The sequence below is a fragment of the Synechococcus sp. PROS-7-1 genome, from assembly GCF_014279795.1.
Lineage (GTDB): Bacteria > Cyanobacteriota > Cyanobacteriia > PCC-6307 > Cyanobiaceae > Synechococcus_C.
Genome location: NZ_CP047945.1, coordinates 84,902 through 100,358, shown reverse-complemented (window position 1 = coordinate 100,358; position 15,457 = coordinate 84,902). Strand labels below are relative to the sequence as shown.

The following is a 15,457-nucleotide window of genomic DNA, read 5'->3' as shown; positions in this document are numbered from 1 at the left end:
TGGCATGGATCATCTTGTTCAGTTTAAATTACATATAACAGCAATTTTATTTTGTATTGCTGGCGACAAGGGATTTTATTACTGATATCTCAACGTCCAACATTTTGGGAGTCAGACCCGGATATGTCCCCAAAAACAAAGTGTTTGCCATGATTTCATCAGAACCCACCATATCGCCGACGATTCGCAGAGCTTCAGGCTTGTCAACCCGCATCTGCACAAAGGCCGGCTGACGAAGCAAATTGCCGCCAAACAACATGCGATTGCCAATCAGATTGCGGTCCAACTCCTGCGCAAGCTCCGTGCGGCTGAAATGTGAGTTGGACTTCACTGCAATCTTGAAGCCAAACCAACTGCAGTCTGTACGACAACCGGTCTCATCCCAGGAAAAACCGTGAGTGGAATCCCAACCGCTGGCATGCGTTGGCAAAGCAAACTCCAACACGCCCTCGTAAGAGGCTAGGCCCCGTCGCAGTGTCTCCCAGTTTTGCTTGCGAGCCTCGATGAACTCGGGCAACCGTCGAAGCTGAACACGCCCGATGGCCGCCTGCGGATCCAACGGTTTGAGGTTGTAGCCCAAATGGCTGTAGGTGTACTTGTGGTCGTAACCCTCAGGCAGTTCACCAAGCTGCCAGCCAAAACGCTTGTTGCAGGTGTTGTCGACACCACTTGGACACCAACAATCCCGGCCCCAATCGCGGAAGCTCTCGGCAATCACCTTCAGCTTCTGATCGCGCACGATGTTCACAGCACCGCCTTCGCCCATGGTGAGGTGGTGAGGCGGATAGAAGCTCTGAGTGCTGAGATCACCCCAGGTGCCAGTCCAGCGGATCACTCGATCAGGGCCTTCATCGAGGCCAGGGCTGTTCTCCATGAAGCCAAGGCGTTCCGCCAGCTCCCGGGGCATGGAATAACTACAGCCCAAAGCGTCGCAGTTGTCTTCCACCAACCAAAGGTTGTACTTCTGGCAGAACGCCAAGGTGGCAGCAAGATCGAACGGATTCCCCAATGCGTGAGCCATCATCACGGCCTTCGTTTTGCCCTTGCGGTAAGCAGCCTCAAGTTGATCGCAGCGCGCATTCCCAGTGATGGGATCCGCATCGATAAACACCGGCACGGCCCCCACCTGCACAATCGGCGCCACGGTGGTGGGGAAACCAGCCGCAACGGTGATCACCTCATCGCCTGGCTTGATGCGGCGTTCGTCCGCAAGCTTGTGAGACGTGAGGGCGGATATGGCGATCAGGTTGGCACTCGAGCCCGAATTCACCAGCAGGCTGTGACGCACACCGAGAAACGCGGCTAACTCCTGCTGAAACGCAGTGCCTTCATGGCCGAGAGTGAGCCAGAAATCCAGCGTGGTGGAAACAGCAGCCTCCACCTCATCTTCCGTAAACACACGCCCGGCATAGGGGATTGGCGTTCCAAGCTGCCACGGCTGCCGATCGGCATCAGCCGCAGGCCGAAAACCAGCATGAGCAAGGCGAGAGTACTCACGCGTGAGCTCAAGGATTTGCTGTTTCAGTGCAGAGAGCTCAGTCATCAATCGTCCTAGGAGTGACGTGCCTTAAGGGCAACCTGGTACGCCTGCAGATCGGCAAGGCAACAGTCCACTACTGATTTGCCGTCATTCTGCCCCACGTACCAGTGCGCAGTGCGACGCACGGTTATGCCGAAATCCCAGAGGGGCCGCCAGCCGAGCCTGTGATGCGCCTTATCAATCTGCAAGTGAAGGAGACTGGCCTCATGTGGGGCTGTCGGGTCGCTCTGATCAACCCATGTACCGGGCCAACACTCCAAGATCGTGGCAACCAACTCCTTCACAGACCGGTTGCTCTGGAGGGTCGGGCCGAAATTGAACGGTTCACACGGCGGTTTGTCCTCAGTTAGCAAAGCTTGGGCGAGCCGTAGGTATCCAGCCAGAGGCTCAAGCACATGCTGCCAGGGCCGTGTGGCCTTGGGGTTACGAACCGGGATCGGTTCGCCAGCGGTGAGTGAGCGCATGGCATCAGGAACAATGCGATCTCTGGCCCAGTCACCACCACCGATCACATTGCCAGCCCTGGCGGTAGCGATGCGTAAATGCGCCGTTTGATGCGGGCCTGTGCCACAAAAGCTGGAACGCCAGCTGGAAATGGCGATTTCCGCTGCTGCTTTGCTGGCGCTGTAGGGGTCGTGACCACCGAGGTGATCAGCCTCTCGGTATCCGTAAACCCACTCCCGGTTCTCATAGACCTTGTCGGTGGTGACCATCACCACCGCGCATGGGTGCTGCAACGGCCTCAGCGCCTCGAGCACATGCAAACTGCCCATCAGGTTGGTTGACCAAGTGCCGAGGGGATCCTCATAACTACGGCGCACCAAAGGTTGGGCCGCCAGATGGAACACCACCTCTGGCTGTGCTTTTAAAACCAGGGCCTTAAGAGCTTCAAGGTCTGCCAGGTCTCCGATCTGATGCTGCCAAGCCTTTCCTGGAAGTCGCGCGCGGGCCAGCTCTCGGAAGAGGTTTGGCGCTGGTTCCGGCTCCAGAGCCAAGGTCCACACCTGCGCCCCGAGCTCCTGTAACCAGAGCAGCAGCCAACTGCCTTTGAAACCTGTATGGCCGGTGAGCAGTACGCGCCGCCCACTCCAGAAAGAAGGATCAAGCATTACCAAACCTTCCAGGGAGCCTTGCCCTTACCCCAGAGATCTTCCAGAAGCACACGGTCCCGCAGCGTATCCATGGGGTGCCAGAAACCATTGTGCTGATAAGCGCTGAGCTCGCCATCGGCAGCAAGACTGCGCAACGGTTCCTGTTCCCAGATCGTGGTGTCGCCATCAATGCGGTCGATCACATCGGGTTCCAGCACAAAGAAGCCACCACTGACCCAACCGCCATCTCCTAAAGGCTTTTCTTGAAAGCCGCTAACGCCAGCACGATCGGTGAGATTCAATGCGCCGTAACGTCCGGGCGGCTGAACAGCCGTAACGGTTGCGAGGCGTCCATGGGCCTTGTGATGAGTAATGAGAGCTTTGATATTCAAATCAGCCACCCCATCGCCGTAGGTAAAACAAAACGGCTCGTTTCCCAGATAATCCCGCACACGCTTTAAACGACCACCAGTCATGGTTGATTCACCAGTGTCGACCAACGTAACCTTCCAAGGTTCTGCTTTTTTTTGATGCACCTCCATTGTATTTGCGCTCATATCAAACGTGACATCACTCATATGCAAAAAGTAATTGGCAAAGTATTCTTTGATCACATAGCCCTTATAGCCGCAGCAAATCACAAATTCGTTAACTCCATAAGCACTAAAAATTTTGAGGATATGCCATAGAATGGGCTTCCCACCAATCTCAATCATGGGCTTGGGCTTAAGGTGGGTCTCTTCGCTGATGCGAGTTCCCAGACCACCTGCTAAAATTACAGCACGCATTACTCTTTTGAAATAACATCCAAATTAGCATCAATCAGTTGCTCGATGCGTAGCGGAGAGAACTCTGCTGCACCTATAGGTGAACCTCTAAGTGCCTCAAAGCTTGAGCCAACAACATAATCAACAGCACTTGAAAAGCCCAAGGTGTAAGGCCAGCCACCAACAAGAAATTCACGCGAATTTAAAACAGAAGGTTCAAGTAAAAAAATTAATCTCGACTGACTATTAGCAAATAACGCAAAGTTAGTACATCCACTACTCTCAGCGAGAAAAATGCTAGGTCGCGAAAAAAGAGAAAGCCTTTCCGAAGCTGAATATTGAACTGGATCAACAACATGACCACCCATGGAAACCACGAGATCTTCTATATCGGCAAGATTTTTGATACGAGCGCGACGAGCATCATTCCGAGTTAATAAGACAATTCGTCCATTCAGAGGTGTAGCCTGAGATTGAGACAAACCTTTAGAGCAATTGTGATGTAAGTAATGTCGGGCATGAAACAAAGAAAGCGGCTTATTCTCAAAAACAGGGAAGATTATTGATGACGGACAAAACCAAAAAGCCGTGGTGTTGAATTGTCGGAAAAGATCATGAAAGAATCGAGGCTGGAAACGATTGATAAGACCAAAGTATTCACTCTGCCAAGAGACTGGAGCTTCGAAGATAGGGATTTCACTCGGCAATGATTCGAGGGGCAACCCCGAAGATGAGAGCTTCGCAAATAACGACCAAAAATCAAGCAAAAAATGTGTAAAATTTAACGAGTGATTCGCGTAAAAGAATGCCGAATTAGGCGATATGCTTGGCAATTCAGATGGCAAATTAAAGGAGATAGCATTTTTGCTACTTTTAATAAAAGAAAATGCACGATCCCAAAGTGATTGCTCACTTGACTCAAGCAAAAAACCTGATTGTGTAGTCACAAAAGAGCGAACCTCTCCACTCGGGAATCTGTAAACCAAGATGCGAGGATTGTGGATCTCTAAGAGTTCTAATTTTGTGTTAGCAAAAAGATGATTTTTTAGATAGCTCTTCGAGTTTTCGGCAAGAGGCATATGGGGAATAGACTTGTAGCACTTATGGATAAATTCCCAATCCTCAAGGTTGATCGAAGCAACGTGCGATACAGAAGGATCTACACAAAGCGTATTCACATCAAGTGAGCGCTGAAACAATTGATTAGACATTAAATTTTACTCAATTGAAAAGGAATTTCTTCAAAAAGATTCAAACGATTCAAAAGAATGGTCCTTATAGAAGGCAAGACAGTAGAATCACCTAAAATCTGATGAAGATATTGCTTTACCTGCCTACAACACGCATCGATGTCAGATCCGAACTGAAGTGTCCATTTGTAGCCAGGCAACAAATTAGAGATTGATTCAGAACCACAATAAATTGGCATGGACCAACCCAAGACAGCATCAGCAATCTTCTCAGTAATATAAAACGGGTGAGAGCTATTTTCCAAAACAATTGTAGCCAAGTATGGATCAATCGCATCTTTTTTATTGGCCAAAGGATTATGGCCAAATCCATAAATATCAATCAAATCTCCGAAATAACTCTTTAATGCATTGGCAAATTGCAGTCTCCACCCGTAACCAAGCCCACCATTTTTAGAGCTGAGTATTATTGAAAGTAATTTATCTTTTTTAGGCATCGGGAAAGTGATCAGCTGGCTCAGCTCACTAGTTGAATGGAGAGGTACATGAGTTAAACCAGCATTTGTAGAAAAATCGATATCATAAAACCAAGGAACGCAAGGATACGACTGGATTACTCTACATTTGGTCGGGAGATTTGCGAGCACTTGCGGGAATGGCGTAAATATGAAATCAATATTTGATAAAAATTTCAAGGATGGTGACCAGATATCAGGGTTCTCCATACATATATGAATGCGCTTTACTTGCGGATATTTTCTGGCAGCAGACATATTTTTTTCATCTTGTACAAGAATATAATCATAGCCAAAATCTTGATCACAATTAGAACTAAATTTAGCTCTCGAAGACAAGCCAGAGCAATTTATTGTCTGGCGTAGAATACTAATTGGACCCCACATCTCGTCTAAAAGAAGGATTTGCATCTAGCTCGTTAAATTACCACTATACTAACACGCAGAAAAGAGTGGAAAAACGAGCATCAGACAAACAAATTATTATGCTTATATTATGAATAATTTTTAGGCAATTAATTCAGCGAAACAAACAATAAATATGTGGCAAAACTAACATTAATATTAAAAAATTAAAGCCAGACACAAGCAAGTTTTATGGCATATATCGACCAGACCTGGCACCAGCCAAATACACTTTCTACAGAATCAAGCAAATTAAAGTTAACGCAGAGAACCCTAAACTGGATTATTTTAGCATATATGTTGCCACAGCGAACACAAGAAAAAGGCCTGCGAAAGACGCGGGTATTTTTAATAAAAACGCATTTATATATGCCCCGATGGACTTGATTCCACTAACTAAATAATCAAAATCAACGAATCTTCCGAAGATCTTAAACTTTTAGAATGTAGCGCTTGCTGAGTGATGGCAAATGCCACCAATTATTGACTCAAATTCATGAGAATCACTCACATTTTCGAATATCAGTTCGATTCTAATAATATTGACAAAGTCAGGAAGCTGGCTATTAAATATAATCAATAGCAAATCAATAACTTTCTCACAGTTTGAGCCATAAGGCCGCCCACTGCCGCAGAATAAATGTTACATTATTTATAATAATAATGAGACTTATTTATGGGTAATTTTATTCATTGATTGGTTTAAATTATTTGAACAAGTATTTAAGGATTGAAAATAGTAAGGCCTGTCAATGGCGCCAAAAATTAAAGAACAAATTAATTTAGAGAGGCCTTTAGAGTCAAGCAACTCAGAGTTATTCATGAAAATAGTTTCGAACAATCCTTTGCAACCTATAGAGTTTAGACCAAAGTCAGATGTATAAGAGTCAATTTTACTATCCAAATCATAGTGCCTCAACATAATATGGTAAGCAAGAGGAAGAACTCTCGCCCAGTCGTGAAGTCCAGACCTAAAACCTAAAGTGATTATATTTTGATTCATCTGGGAAAAAGAATATAATACTGATGGTCTAAGGTCAGAGGCTAAAAAAGACCACTTTGCATGTAAACGATTCAAATGACTACCACCACCTGGATAGCCATATGAATTGGTATTACTATTTATCCTAATAATTATGTTAGAATTGTCATGCAAATTTGCGCAAAATCCATAAATCGCTTGTATGATAGGATCCCAAAAATCAAAAATATTACATATATTTTGAGGGTGATGATTAGACTCTGGATATATAGCTATCAAAACACGCTTGGGCAAAGAAATTGAAGATCCTAAAGCATTAAGCTGGCATGATTGTGCAAAATTTTCCAAAGCAAAATCATTATTAGAGTCACCAAATATGTAAGGATACGCACATGGATTATTCCAGCCCCAATAGAAGCCAGGACAATCAATGAAGGGTCTTAATCCTCTATACCATCTATGCAACGGATGATGAAGACAAAGATAGCGTGTTACAGCTACTTCATCCATGACATCCTCAATATATATAAGCTCAAGTACACTCGACGACCCTTTAAATATATTGTCCGAAGAGATACTTATAAAAAGATCAACAATTTCTTTTTGGCGCCTCCAAGCAATGATTTTCCATTTTATGGTCGGACGCTTGTAATTTAACCAAAGTAAAGCATTAAACGTGTCACCACCACTACACAAGAGCAAAATGTAAGCAACTTCATTTTCAGAATAGTCAATTTTATCAATTGACTGAAGGGTTTTGATTTTAAAAAAATTCATTTGCCTATTTTGAGGAAGATTCATAAAATTGGATATATGATAAACCAGAGTTTCTCTTTGCATTCACAGCAACAGCTGTCTTTAAACCGCTAGGCTTGCGATCATTAATTAAAATTCTTTCTCCGTGACCTAGATTGGAAAGAAGTTCAACTCTACAGTCAACTATGGCTTTGATCTTGTCCATAATTAAAACAGAATCTTCCGCAGATCTTGCAGTTGTTATGACTAACGTATCACATGAATTTATATTCTTCAGAAAGTCTTTCACGCCACTCAAAAATTGCTGAGAATCTCCAAGTTCTAAATGCGAATTATGCTTAACAATAACCCCGTCAATATCTATAAACCAAGTCTTGGGCAACCTAGAAACTAAATTAACAGAAGTATTCAAAAAATCATTGTACAATATTACTCCTTTAAGAAAAGCTCCGATTATTCCATTGACGTCATTTTCTAAATATCCGGCAAGACTCATCCAAATAAGGGAGTGCAAAAGTCTTAAAATATCAGGTCTATCGACCTGATTATAAATTAATTCAGAATATTGTGAATAGGCAGAACGTGGCAAATAGAGAGTGTATTCATCCGAAGAAGTAACAAAAACAGTATAATTATTCTTATTAAATAAATCATAGGCTCCCTCAACGGAGTATAATATTTTTGCATAATCGTAATAACTATCGCCATAAACCAAAGACGAACCAAACTTGCCTCTTGGGTCTATAAAATAGCAATTACGATCATTCGTAATAATTGTATTAGAGAACGTGGGATCCCCATGAATTGGAACGAATTGATCGCAATGGTTAGCAAAACTAGATAAAATTATAGATCTAAAGTCGCTTAAATTATTTGAACATAGGGGATTTATGTAGTTCTTTCCATTAATACAAATATTGGTGGGCTCAATCGGGAGTAGTTTTTGTACTTTATGAACGCGGTGCAAAGTTTTTTCGAGATATACATTTATTATGTCATCTTGCTTGGAAGGTACAGAGTCAAATTTGTGCACTAATTTTATGCTGGATAAAATCGAACGAATGATTTCTTCTGAAGGCTCAAGATCATCCGGATGGAACCCATCAATTTTTTCTATGACCAATGGATCAAAACTATAAATACTTGGTATACAACTTAATTGTCCGGAGAAGTGTTTATACCAATTAATTTCTGAATCGAGAACATTTTGATATTCTTCTACAATGCACTGTTTCCTTACATGCTCCCCAAGAAAATCAATTCTGTTGAAAAATCTAGCTCGAGAATATGTGTTCCGACTGAAAAGCTTCTCGTAACTTTTTAAATCTCCGACTTCAGCTAAGTCTTTCGCGTAACACGCTAAAGGATTATAATTCTCTTTTTTTGCAAGATATTTACAAAATTCTCCACTAGAAGGCATATCGACAAATGTAGTTAGAGCATCATAGAAATAAAATATTCCACAAACACCGTACTCGTTGCTTGGATGCTCAATAAGACCCTGACCTTTAATATAAGACCATCGACACGTAAAATCTCTTGAAAGACATATAGTATCAATTGAGTTAGAAATATCAATTTCTTCAAAGGAAGAGGCACATAAATACAAATCACACCACATTATTAGAACTTTTTCAAGATTATTTTCTGCCACTATTTCGCTAATGCCACTTGCTGTGCCACGACCAGATGGAGCATGCAAACGCAAATTGAATTTAGGATAAGAATCTAGGAAAGCCTTTAGAATATCTTTCTTATAATCAGCAATAATATAGATTTCGGGATCATCAAAAACCGAATTTATAACACTAAGGTTATGATAAAGTAATGTTTTATGCCCAACATTAACTAAGCATTTCGGAATATTGATCGTTTTATGGCCCAATCTTGCTCCTTTCCCACCAGCCTGAATAATTATCGATAATTTATCGGCAGACATCTTTGTAAAATCTAAACGTATTTATTCTAATGCATGTCAATCCAAAATGTCTCCTGACTAGTAAAATTCTTAATACATCACAGATATGATGACTAATTTTTGTATGAGGATATTGAGTGGCATTAGCGCGCAACATTCGAATCGCTAAAGTTCTTTTAATGCTTCGACCAACTCTCCGTATTTATAGAATACAAATATAACAATCACGGGGCTACCTTAGTATTAGGGCTTGGTCAAAAAATTATTTTCCTATAGCAGTAGCATCTAGTAAGTATACTCTAAGAACAATTATTATCACAATATAAATAAATACTATTGTATTTTCGCACTCCTGGCAATTTTCAAATTAATTCAATAAATACTAACGCTAGCAGGCGATCTAACAAGCCTAGATACTAATAACTCACATTAATTTTTGATTACCAGGACGTCTTGATGTCAAAAATTTAGCAGTATTGTACGTAATTAATTTACTAAACAAATTGGAATTTATCTTCAAATGTAAACTTTGTTGCTGGGTTAACAAGCAAAAATTATCGATACGAAAAGAATCTTTATTTTTGACAAGGTATCCACAAGAAATGCTGTTACTATCGTGAATAATTCTATATTTTAAAACAAGGTGATAGTGGGTCAAATATGTTTACATGATTTTCCCAAATGGATCAACTCCTGAAACGTAGAGCTTGATATTAATGATTTTTTGGTCGCTACAACTTGCTCCTGTCGCACAGAAAGCATGTCCTCCAGGGCCTCCACTGCCTTACCGGCCACCTGCACCAGATCGGCATCGGGGCCATCGGTTTTGAGCTTGCGGCTCAGTTCAAGGAAGCTCAGGATCGAATTGCTGGCTTTCTTGCCCGCAGCCGTCGGCACAATGCCGTGCTTCTCGTTGTAGGCCTGCTGGATCGTGCGTCGGCGCTCGGTTTCGCTGATCGCCTTGGCCATCGAATCGGTGAGGTTGTCGCCATAGAGCAACGCCACACCCTCCACATGGCGCGCAGCCCGGCCGATGGTCTGAATCAACGACCGTTCCGCCCGCAAAAAACCCTCTTTATCCGCATCCAGAATCGCCACCAGGCTCACTTCCGGGAGGTCCAAACCCTCCCGCAGCAGGTTCACCCCCACCAGTACGTCGTATTCACACAAGTACCTTCATCAGACTCCCCATCTCCAAGGCCTGCAATCCATAGCTCCAACCCAGATTGCTCTTGATACCCGCTCGCTCCAAGGCTTGCTGCATCGTGTCAGTCGTAAGCACCCCAAAGATCACCGGAACGCCCGTATCCCGTGCCACAGAGGCGATGCCTTTGCTGGCTTCGGCGACGACAACGTCGAAATGGGGGGTGTCTCCGCGGATCACCGCGCCCAGGGTGATCAATACCTGATAACGGCCGCTACGTGCCAGGTTTTGAGCCACCACTGGAAGCTCAAACGATCCCGGCACCCAAGCCACATCCAACTGGCTGCTCTCGGGGGTCACGTCCACACCGTGGCGGTGCAGACAGTCCAGGCATCCGCTCAAAAGCTTGCCGGTCACCAAATCATTGAAACGAGCAACCACCACAGCGATGCGCAGGCCCTGCGCGTCAGTGAACCGTCCTTCAAAGGTGGCCATTGCTGGTCGCTGTCAGAACAACCATCGTGGCATCACACCACAAAGAAGCTCATCCCCCAGTTCACCAGCACCAGCGCCACCCAGGCGATGCCGCCCAGCAGGATCAGGCGGTTGGAGCGGCCGCTGTCCTCATTGGAGGCGTAAAGCACCGGCACCGCCACGATCAGGGCGAACGACATCACCACCAGGGCCAGCACGGTGAGAGTGTTGAGGATCTGCATGGGAGAGGGCGACGCCGGGTCGATCGATGGGGATTCTCCCACGGACCAGCCCGCCCCTGCGGCAGCGGCGATAGCAAGCTTCACAGCCTGTGGTGATGCCAGTGCGCAGGCACCGAGAATGGCTGCATGCCCATGCCCGTCTGCCTGGTTCACTTCGGCCCCTACCAGCCGCTCTGGCAGCAACCAGGGCTGCTCCAGGCGGGGCCGCAGCTGCCTGATGGTCCTTACTCCCTGCAGCTCAGCCAGCCCACCATCCAGGCCTTGCGCGCAGGCCTCAAGCGCCGCGCTTGGCCCAGCCGCAGCGTGCTGCTGCACTACAGCGACCCCTTCTTGATGCGCGCCTGCCCGCTCCAAGGCGTGCGGCAATGGCCTGGCCCGCGCCTGCTGGCCTGCGGTGATCTGCACCACGGCCCTGCGCCCCTCGACACCCTGGCTGCTTACCAGGGCGAAGAGCCCCACGACGCCGTGATGCTCACCTTCAATCCAGCCCTGTTGGGCGAGGTGCAGGCACGCCTGAACGTGCCCGTGCGCTGCCTGGCCCCCAGCTTCTTTCGCTACCCAGCAGCCCAACGGGCTGCATCACCAGAGCGGGTGCTCTTGCACGTGGGCAGCCTCGGGCCCCATCACCCCAGGCGCCGCGCACTGGTTGAAGCCCTGCAGGCCAGGGGCCGCATCCCCTTCCGCCATGCCACCACCGCCAGTGCCGAGGAAGCCGCGGAGCTCTACGCCCGCCATGCCCTGGTGCTGAACGTGCCCCTCAACCACGATCTCAACCACCGGTTGTTTGAGGTGATGGCCGCCGGCACCGCTCAGGTGGTGTTTGCAGATCCTTCCCTGGTCGGGCCCCTGCAACACCTGACAGAACGCCCGGATGTGTTCTGGGCAGGCTCGATTGAGCAGCTGGAAGCACTGGTGCAGAGGCTGTTCTCCAGCCCTGAGCCCCTGGATGGCCTCGCCGTAGAACCTCCCCCGTACTGGGCCCTCCAAGACCTACTGAAAACTGCGTTTCAACCTCAGTTGGGATCAGTACGATCCGGCCAGACCGTTCTGCTCTGATGCCGCGCTCCGCTGCCCAATCCGAGGAGCAGACCCTCCAGGGCAGTCTGTTCGGGGCTCCAGAACCCGCTGAACCAGCCAAAAGCCGCTCCAGCCAACCTGCCAACCCGGAGCTGGAGGACCTCACGGACGCCAGCCTCAGCGCCGATGCCGCCGCCCGGCCCCGCCAACGCCAGCAGCGCGAGGAGAACAAAACCGATAGCGCTGATCCAACTGCAGAAGGCTCCGGCGACGACGACGGCAGCAGCGACGAACCCGCCTGGGCCCACCACAGCCAGGTGGATCCGGCCCAGCTCACGCCGATGCTGCGCCATTACGTGGAGCTCAAATCTGAGCATCCCGAGCGGGTGCTGCTGTATCGCCTCGGTGATTTCTTCGAGTGCTTTTTCGAGGATGCGGTGGAGCTCTCCCGGGTGCTGGAGCTCACCCTCACCGGCAAGGAAGGGGGCAAAGCAATCGGCCGCGTGCCCATGGCCGGCATTCCCCACCACGCCGCGGAGCGCTACTGCGCCGAGCTGATCCGCCGCGGCTATTCGGTGGCGCTCTGCGATCAACTGGAAACCACCCCCGCCAAGGGCGCCCTGCTCAAACGCGGGATCACCCGCGTGCTCACCCCCGGCACCGTGCTGGAGGAAGGCATGCTCAGCGCCCGCCGCAACAACTGGCTGGCTGCCGTGGTGGTGGAGCCCGCCACCAGCAAAACACCCTTGCGCTGGGGCCTGGCCAGCGCCGATGTGAGCACCGGCGATGTGCGCGTGATGGAACGCACGGGCAGCGATGGCCTGCACCAACAGCTGGCCCAGCTCGAGGCTTCCGAGCTGCTCTGGGCAGCCGAAGACAGCGCAGAAGCCGCGCGACCCGCCTGGTGCCCCGATCGCCTGCGCCTCAGCCCCATGGCCCGCACCCCCTTCAGTGCCCCCCAGGCCGAGCAAACCCTCAAAACCCACTACCAGCTGACCAGCCTCGATGGCCTCGGTCTGCCGGAGCTGCCCCTGGCCCTGCGCGCCTTCGGGGGGTTGCTGCAGTACGTGAACGACACCCAGCCCCTGGAGGAGGACGCCCGGGTTCCCCTGGATGTGCCGGCGATCGTGCACAGCGGCGAGGCCCTGGTGCTCGACGCCCAGACCCGCCGCAACCTGGAGCTCACCGCCACCCAGCGGGACGGCCAGCTGCAGGGGTCGTTGCTCTGGGCCATCGATCAAACCCTCACGGCCATGGGCGGCCGCTGCCTGCGCCGCTGGCTGGAAGCCCCACTGATGGACCTCAGCGCCATCCAGCAACGTCAGGCCGTTGTGAGCCTGCTGGTGAGCGGCCGCCCCCTGCGCCAGGCCCTGCGCCGGCTGCTGCGGCCCATGGGCGATCTCGAACGCCTGGCGGGCCGGGCCGGTGCGGGCCATGCCGGCGCCCGCGATCTGGTGGCGATCGCTGATGGCCTCGAGCGCCTGCCCCAACTGGCATCCCGCCTGCAAAGCAGCCTGGAGCAGTGGCCAAGCGAGCTCACGGCCTTGCAGAAGCCGGAGCCCGCCCTGGCTGAGCTGGCCGCCAGCATTCGCCAGACCCTGATCGACGCCCCGCCCCTCTCCCTCAGCGAAGGTGGACTGATTCACGACGGCGTCGATCCCCTGCTCGATGGCCTGCGCAACCAGCTCGACGATCAAGACGCCTGGCTGGCGGAGCAAGAGCGGCTGGAACGCGAACGCAGCGGCAACAACAACCTGCGCCTGCAATACCACCGCACTTTTGGCTACTTCCTGGCGGTGAGCAAAGCCAAGGCCGGCTCGGTGCCGGACCACTGGATCCGCCGCCAGACCCTGGCCAATGAAGAGCGCTTCATCACCCCCGAACTCAAGGAGCGGGAGGGGCGCATCTTCCAGTTGCGGGCCCGGGCCTGTCAGCGCGAATACGAGCTCTATTGCAGCCTGCGCGAGCAGGTGGGAGCGATGGCCGCGCCGATCCGCGCGGCAGCCCGAGGCATCGCCTGCCTCGATGCCCTCAGCGCCTTGGCGGACACCGCCGCCACCGGCGGTTGGTGTGCCCCGGTGCTCAGCGACAGCCGCCAGCTGGAGATCGTGGCCGGGCGCCATCCGGTGGTGGAGCAGCTGCTGGTGGAAACGTCCTTCACCCCCAACGACCTCAACCTGGGCAATGGCACCGACCTGATCGTGCTCACTGGCCCCAATGCCAGCGGCAAAAGCTGCTACCTGCGCCAGATCGGCCTGATCCAGCTGCTGGCCCAGATCGGCAGCTGGGTGCCGGCCACCTCAGCCCGCGTCGGCCTCGCCGATCGCATCTTCACCCGGGTGGGCGCCGTGGATGATCTCGCCGCCGGCCAGTCCACCTTCATGGTGGAGATGGCGGAAACGGCCAACATCCTCCACCACGCCAGCGCGCGCTCCCTGGTGCTGCTTGATGAGATCGGCCGAGGCACCGCTACCTTCGATGGCCTCTCGATCGCATGGGCAGTGAGTGAACATCTGGCCGGCGATCTCAAAGCCCGCACCGTGTTCGCCACCCACTACCACGAGCTCAACAACCTGGCCGGCGAACGCGCCAACGTGGCCAACTTCCAGGTGATGGTGGAGGAAACCGGCGCCGATCTGGTGTTCCTGCATCAGGTGCAGTGCGGGGGCGCCAGCCGCAGCTACGGCATCGAGGCCGCCCGCCTCGCCGGCGTGCCCACACCCGTGGTGCAACGGGCCCGGCAGGTACTCGATCAACTGGCGGCCTGAGCAGCCCGCAGCAAAGCATTCACGGAGGCAGCCACCAAGCCGGCGCCGCCGCGGGTGCCTTCCAGGCGAATCTGGGTCAGACCAGTGGCCGCCAGGCGTCGCTTGCTCTCCGGCACCCCCACAAACCCCACCGGCATGCCGATCAGAACAGATGGGGCATCAGCGCCGGCCTGCACCTGATCGAGCAGCTGCTCAAGCGCGGTGGGGGCACTACCCACCAGCACCAGCGGCAAGGCGCTCCCAGCCGAGCGGGCCGCTGCGCTGAGCTCCGGCCAGGCCCTTTGCATCGCCGCCGCCGAGCGGGTGGACCCCTGCGGCGAGAGCGCCGGAGCCCAGTCGAGCAGGCAGCGCACCTCATTGCCCAGGGTGCGGGCCGCCATCGGTGCCACCGCCGCCGCCGCCATGGCCGTGTCCGTGAGAATCACAGCCCCACCGGTGAGCGCCTGCACAGCGCGGGCGCAGGCGCCATCGCTGAACTGCAGCAGGGGCCTGAGACCAGGATCACCGCTGCTGTGCACCAGGCGCTCCAGCACCTGCTGCTCCAAAGGGCCTAAACCCGTCTCCCCCAGCAGGGCCCGAATGCGCCGGATGCTTTCCGTGAAGATCGGGTGATCGGCCATGGGGGCGCTCCTCAAATAGGCATTGCCA

General features: G+C 51.2%; 12 protein-coding genes and 1 pseudogene. 2 read left to right on the top strand and 11 right to left on the bottom strand.

What is annotated here, in order from left to right; all coding sequences use genetic code 11:
* Positions 1-46 precede the first annotated feature (46 nt).
* The 10 genes and pseudogenes from rfbH to psbZ all read right to left on the bottom strand — a co-directional run bounded on the left by rfbH (position 47) and on the right by psbZ (position 11,024).
* Positions 47-1,543, bottom strand: coding sequence for a lipopolysaccharide biosynthesis protein RfbH (gene rfbH / locus SynPROS71_RS00495; RefSeq protein WP_186595945.1), 1,497 nt, complete (start codon positions 1,541-1,543; stop codon positions 47-49).
* A gap of 8 nt (positions 1,544-1,551) precedes the next feature.
* A complete protein-coding gene (rfbG, locus tag SynPROS71_RS00490; RefSeq protein WP_186595943.1) occupies positions 1,552-2,649 on the bottom strand; it encodes a CDP-glucose 4,6-dehydratase in 1,098 nt (365 codons plus the stop codon).
* Positions 2,649-3,419, bottom strand: a complete 771-nt coding sequence (gene rfbF, locus SynPROS71_RS00485; RefSeq protein ID WP_186595941.1) for a glucose-1-phosphate cytidylyltransferase — start codon at positions 3,417-3,419, stop codon at positions 2,649-2,651. The genes rfbG and rfbF overlap by 1 nt, the downstream gene beginning before the upstream one ends.
* Entirely contained in the window at positions 3,419-4,609 is a 1,191-nt protein-coding gene (locus SynPROS71_RS00480) for a glycosyltransferase 61 family protein (protein WP_186595939.1), read from the bottom strand. The genes rfbF and SynPROS71_RS00480 overlap by 1 nt, the downstream gene beginning before the upstream one ends.
* Positions 4,609-5,514, bottom strand: a complete 906-nt coding sequence (locus tag SynPROS71_RS00475) for a glycosyltransferase family 10 domain-containing protein (protein WP_186595937.1) — start codon at positions 5,512-5,514, stop codon at positions 4,609-4,611. Before SynPROS71_RS00475 ends, SynPROS71_RS00480 begins: the two co-directional genes overlap by 1 nt.
* A 664-nt stretch (positions 5,515-6,178) precedes the next feature.
* Positions 6,179-7,291, bottom strand: coding sequence for a hypothetical protein (locus SynPROS71_RS00470; protein WP_186595935.1), 1,113 nt, complete (start codon positions 7,289-7,291; stop codon positions 6,179-6,181).
* Entirely contained in the window at positions 7,272-9,185 is a 1,914-nt protein-coding gene (locus tag SynPROS71_RS00465; protein ID WP_186595933.1) for an NTP transferase domain-containing protein, read from the bottom strand. Before SynPROS71_RS00465 ends, SynPROS71_RS00470 begins: the two co-directional genes overlap by 20 nt.
* Before the next feature lie 747 nt (positions 9,186-9,932).
* Positions 9,933-10,334: pseudogene (locus SynPROS71_RS00460) on the bottom strand (helicase-related protein); the annotation flags it as partial.
* Positions 10,327-10,803 (bottom strand): 6,7-dimethyl-8-ribityllumazine synthase, encoded by a 477-nt coding sequence (ribH, locus tag SynPROS71_RS00455; protein WP_186595931.1) that lies wholly within the window; start codon positions 10,801-10,803, stop codon positions 10,327-10,329. The pseudogene SynPROS71_RS00460 and the gene ribH, both read right to left, overlap by 8 nt.
* 32 nt (positions 10,804-10,835) lie before the next feature.
* A complete protein-coding gene (psbZ, locus tag SynPROS71_RS00450) occupies positions 10,836-11,024 on the bottom strand; it encodes a photosystem II reaction center protein PsbZ (RefSeq protein ID WP_011932021.1) in 189 nt (62 codons plus the stop codon).
* Positions 11,025-11,150: 126 nt separating this feature from the next.
* Here psbZ and SynPROS71_RS00445 point away from each other — a divergent pair, with 126 nt between their 5' ends.
* Both SynPROS71_RS00445 and mutS read left to right on the top strand, forming a co-directional pair.
* A complete protein-coding gene (locus SynPROS71_RS00445) occupies positions 11,151-12,080 on the top strand; it encodes a glycosyltransferase (RefSeq protein ID WP_186595929.1) in 930 nt (309 codons plus the stop codon).
* Positions 12,080-14,809 (top strand): DNA mismatch repair protein MutS, encoded by a 2,730-nt coding sequence (mutS, locus tag SynPROS71_RS00440; RefSeq protein ID WP_186595927.1) that lies wholly within the window; start codon positions 12,080-12,082, stop codon positions 14,807-14,809. The genes SynPROS71_RS00445 and mutS overlap by 1 nt, the downstream gene beginning before the upstream one ends.
* On the opposite strand, the gene SynPROS71_RS00435 is transcribed toward mutS, so the two are convergent.
* Positions 14,794-15,429 (bottom strand): precorrin-8X methylmutase, encoded by a 636-nt coding sequence (locus SynPROS71_RS00435; RefSeq protein ID WP_186595925.1) that lies wholly within the window; start codon positions 15,427-15,429, stop codon positions 14,794-14,796. The two genes, mutS and SynPROS71_RS00435, sit on opposite strands and share 16 nt — an antisense overlap.
* Positions 15,430-15,457: the final 28 nt, after the last annotated feature.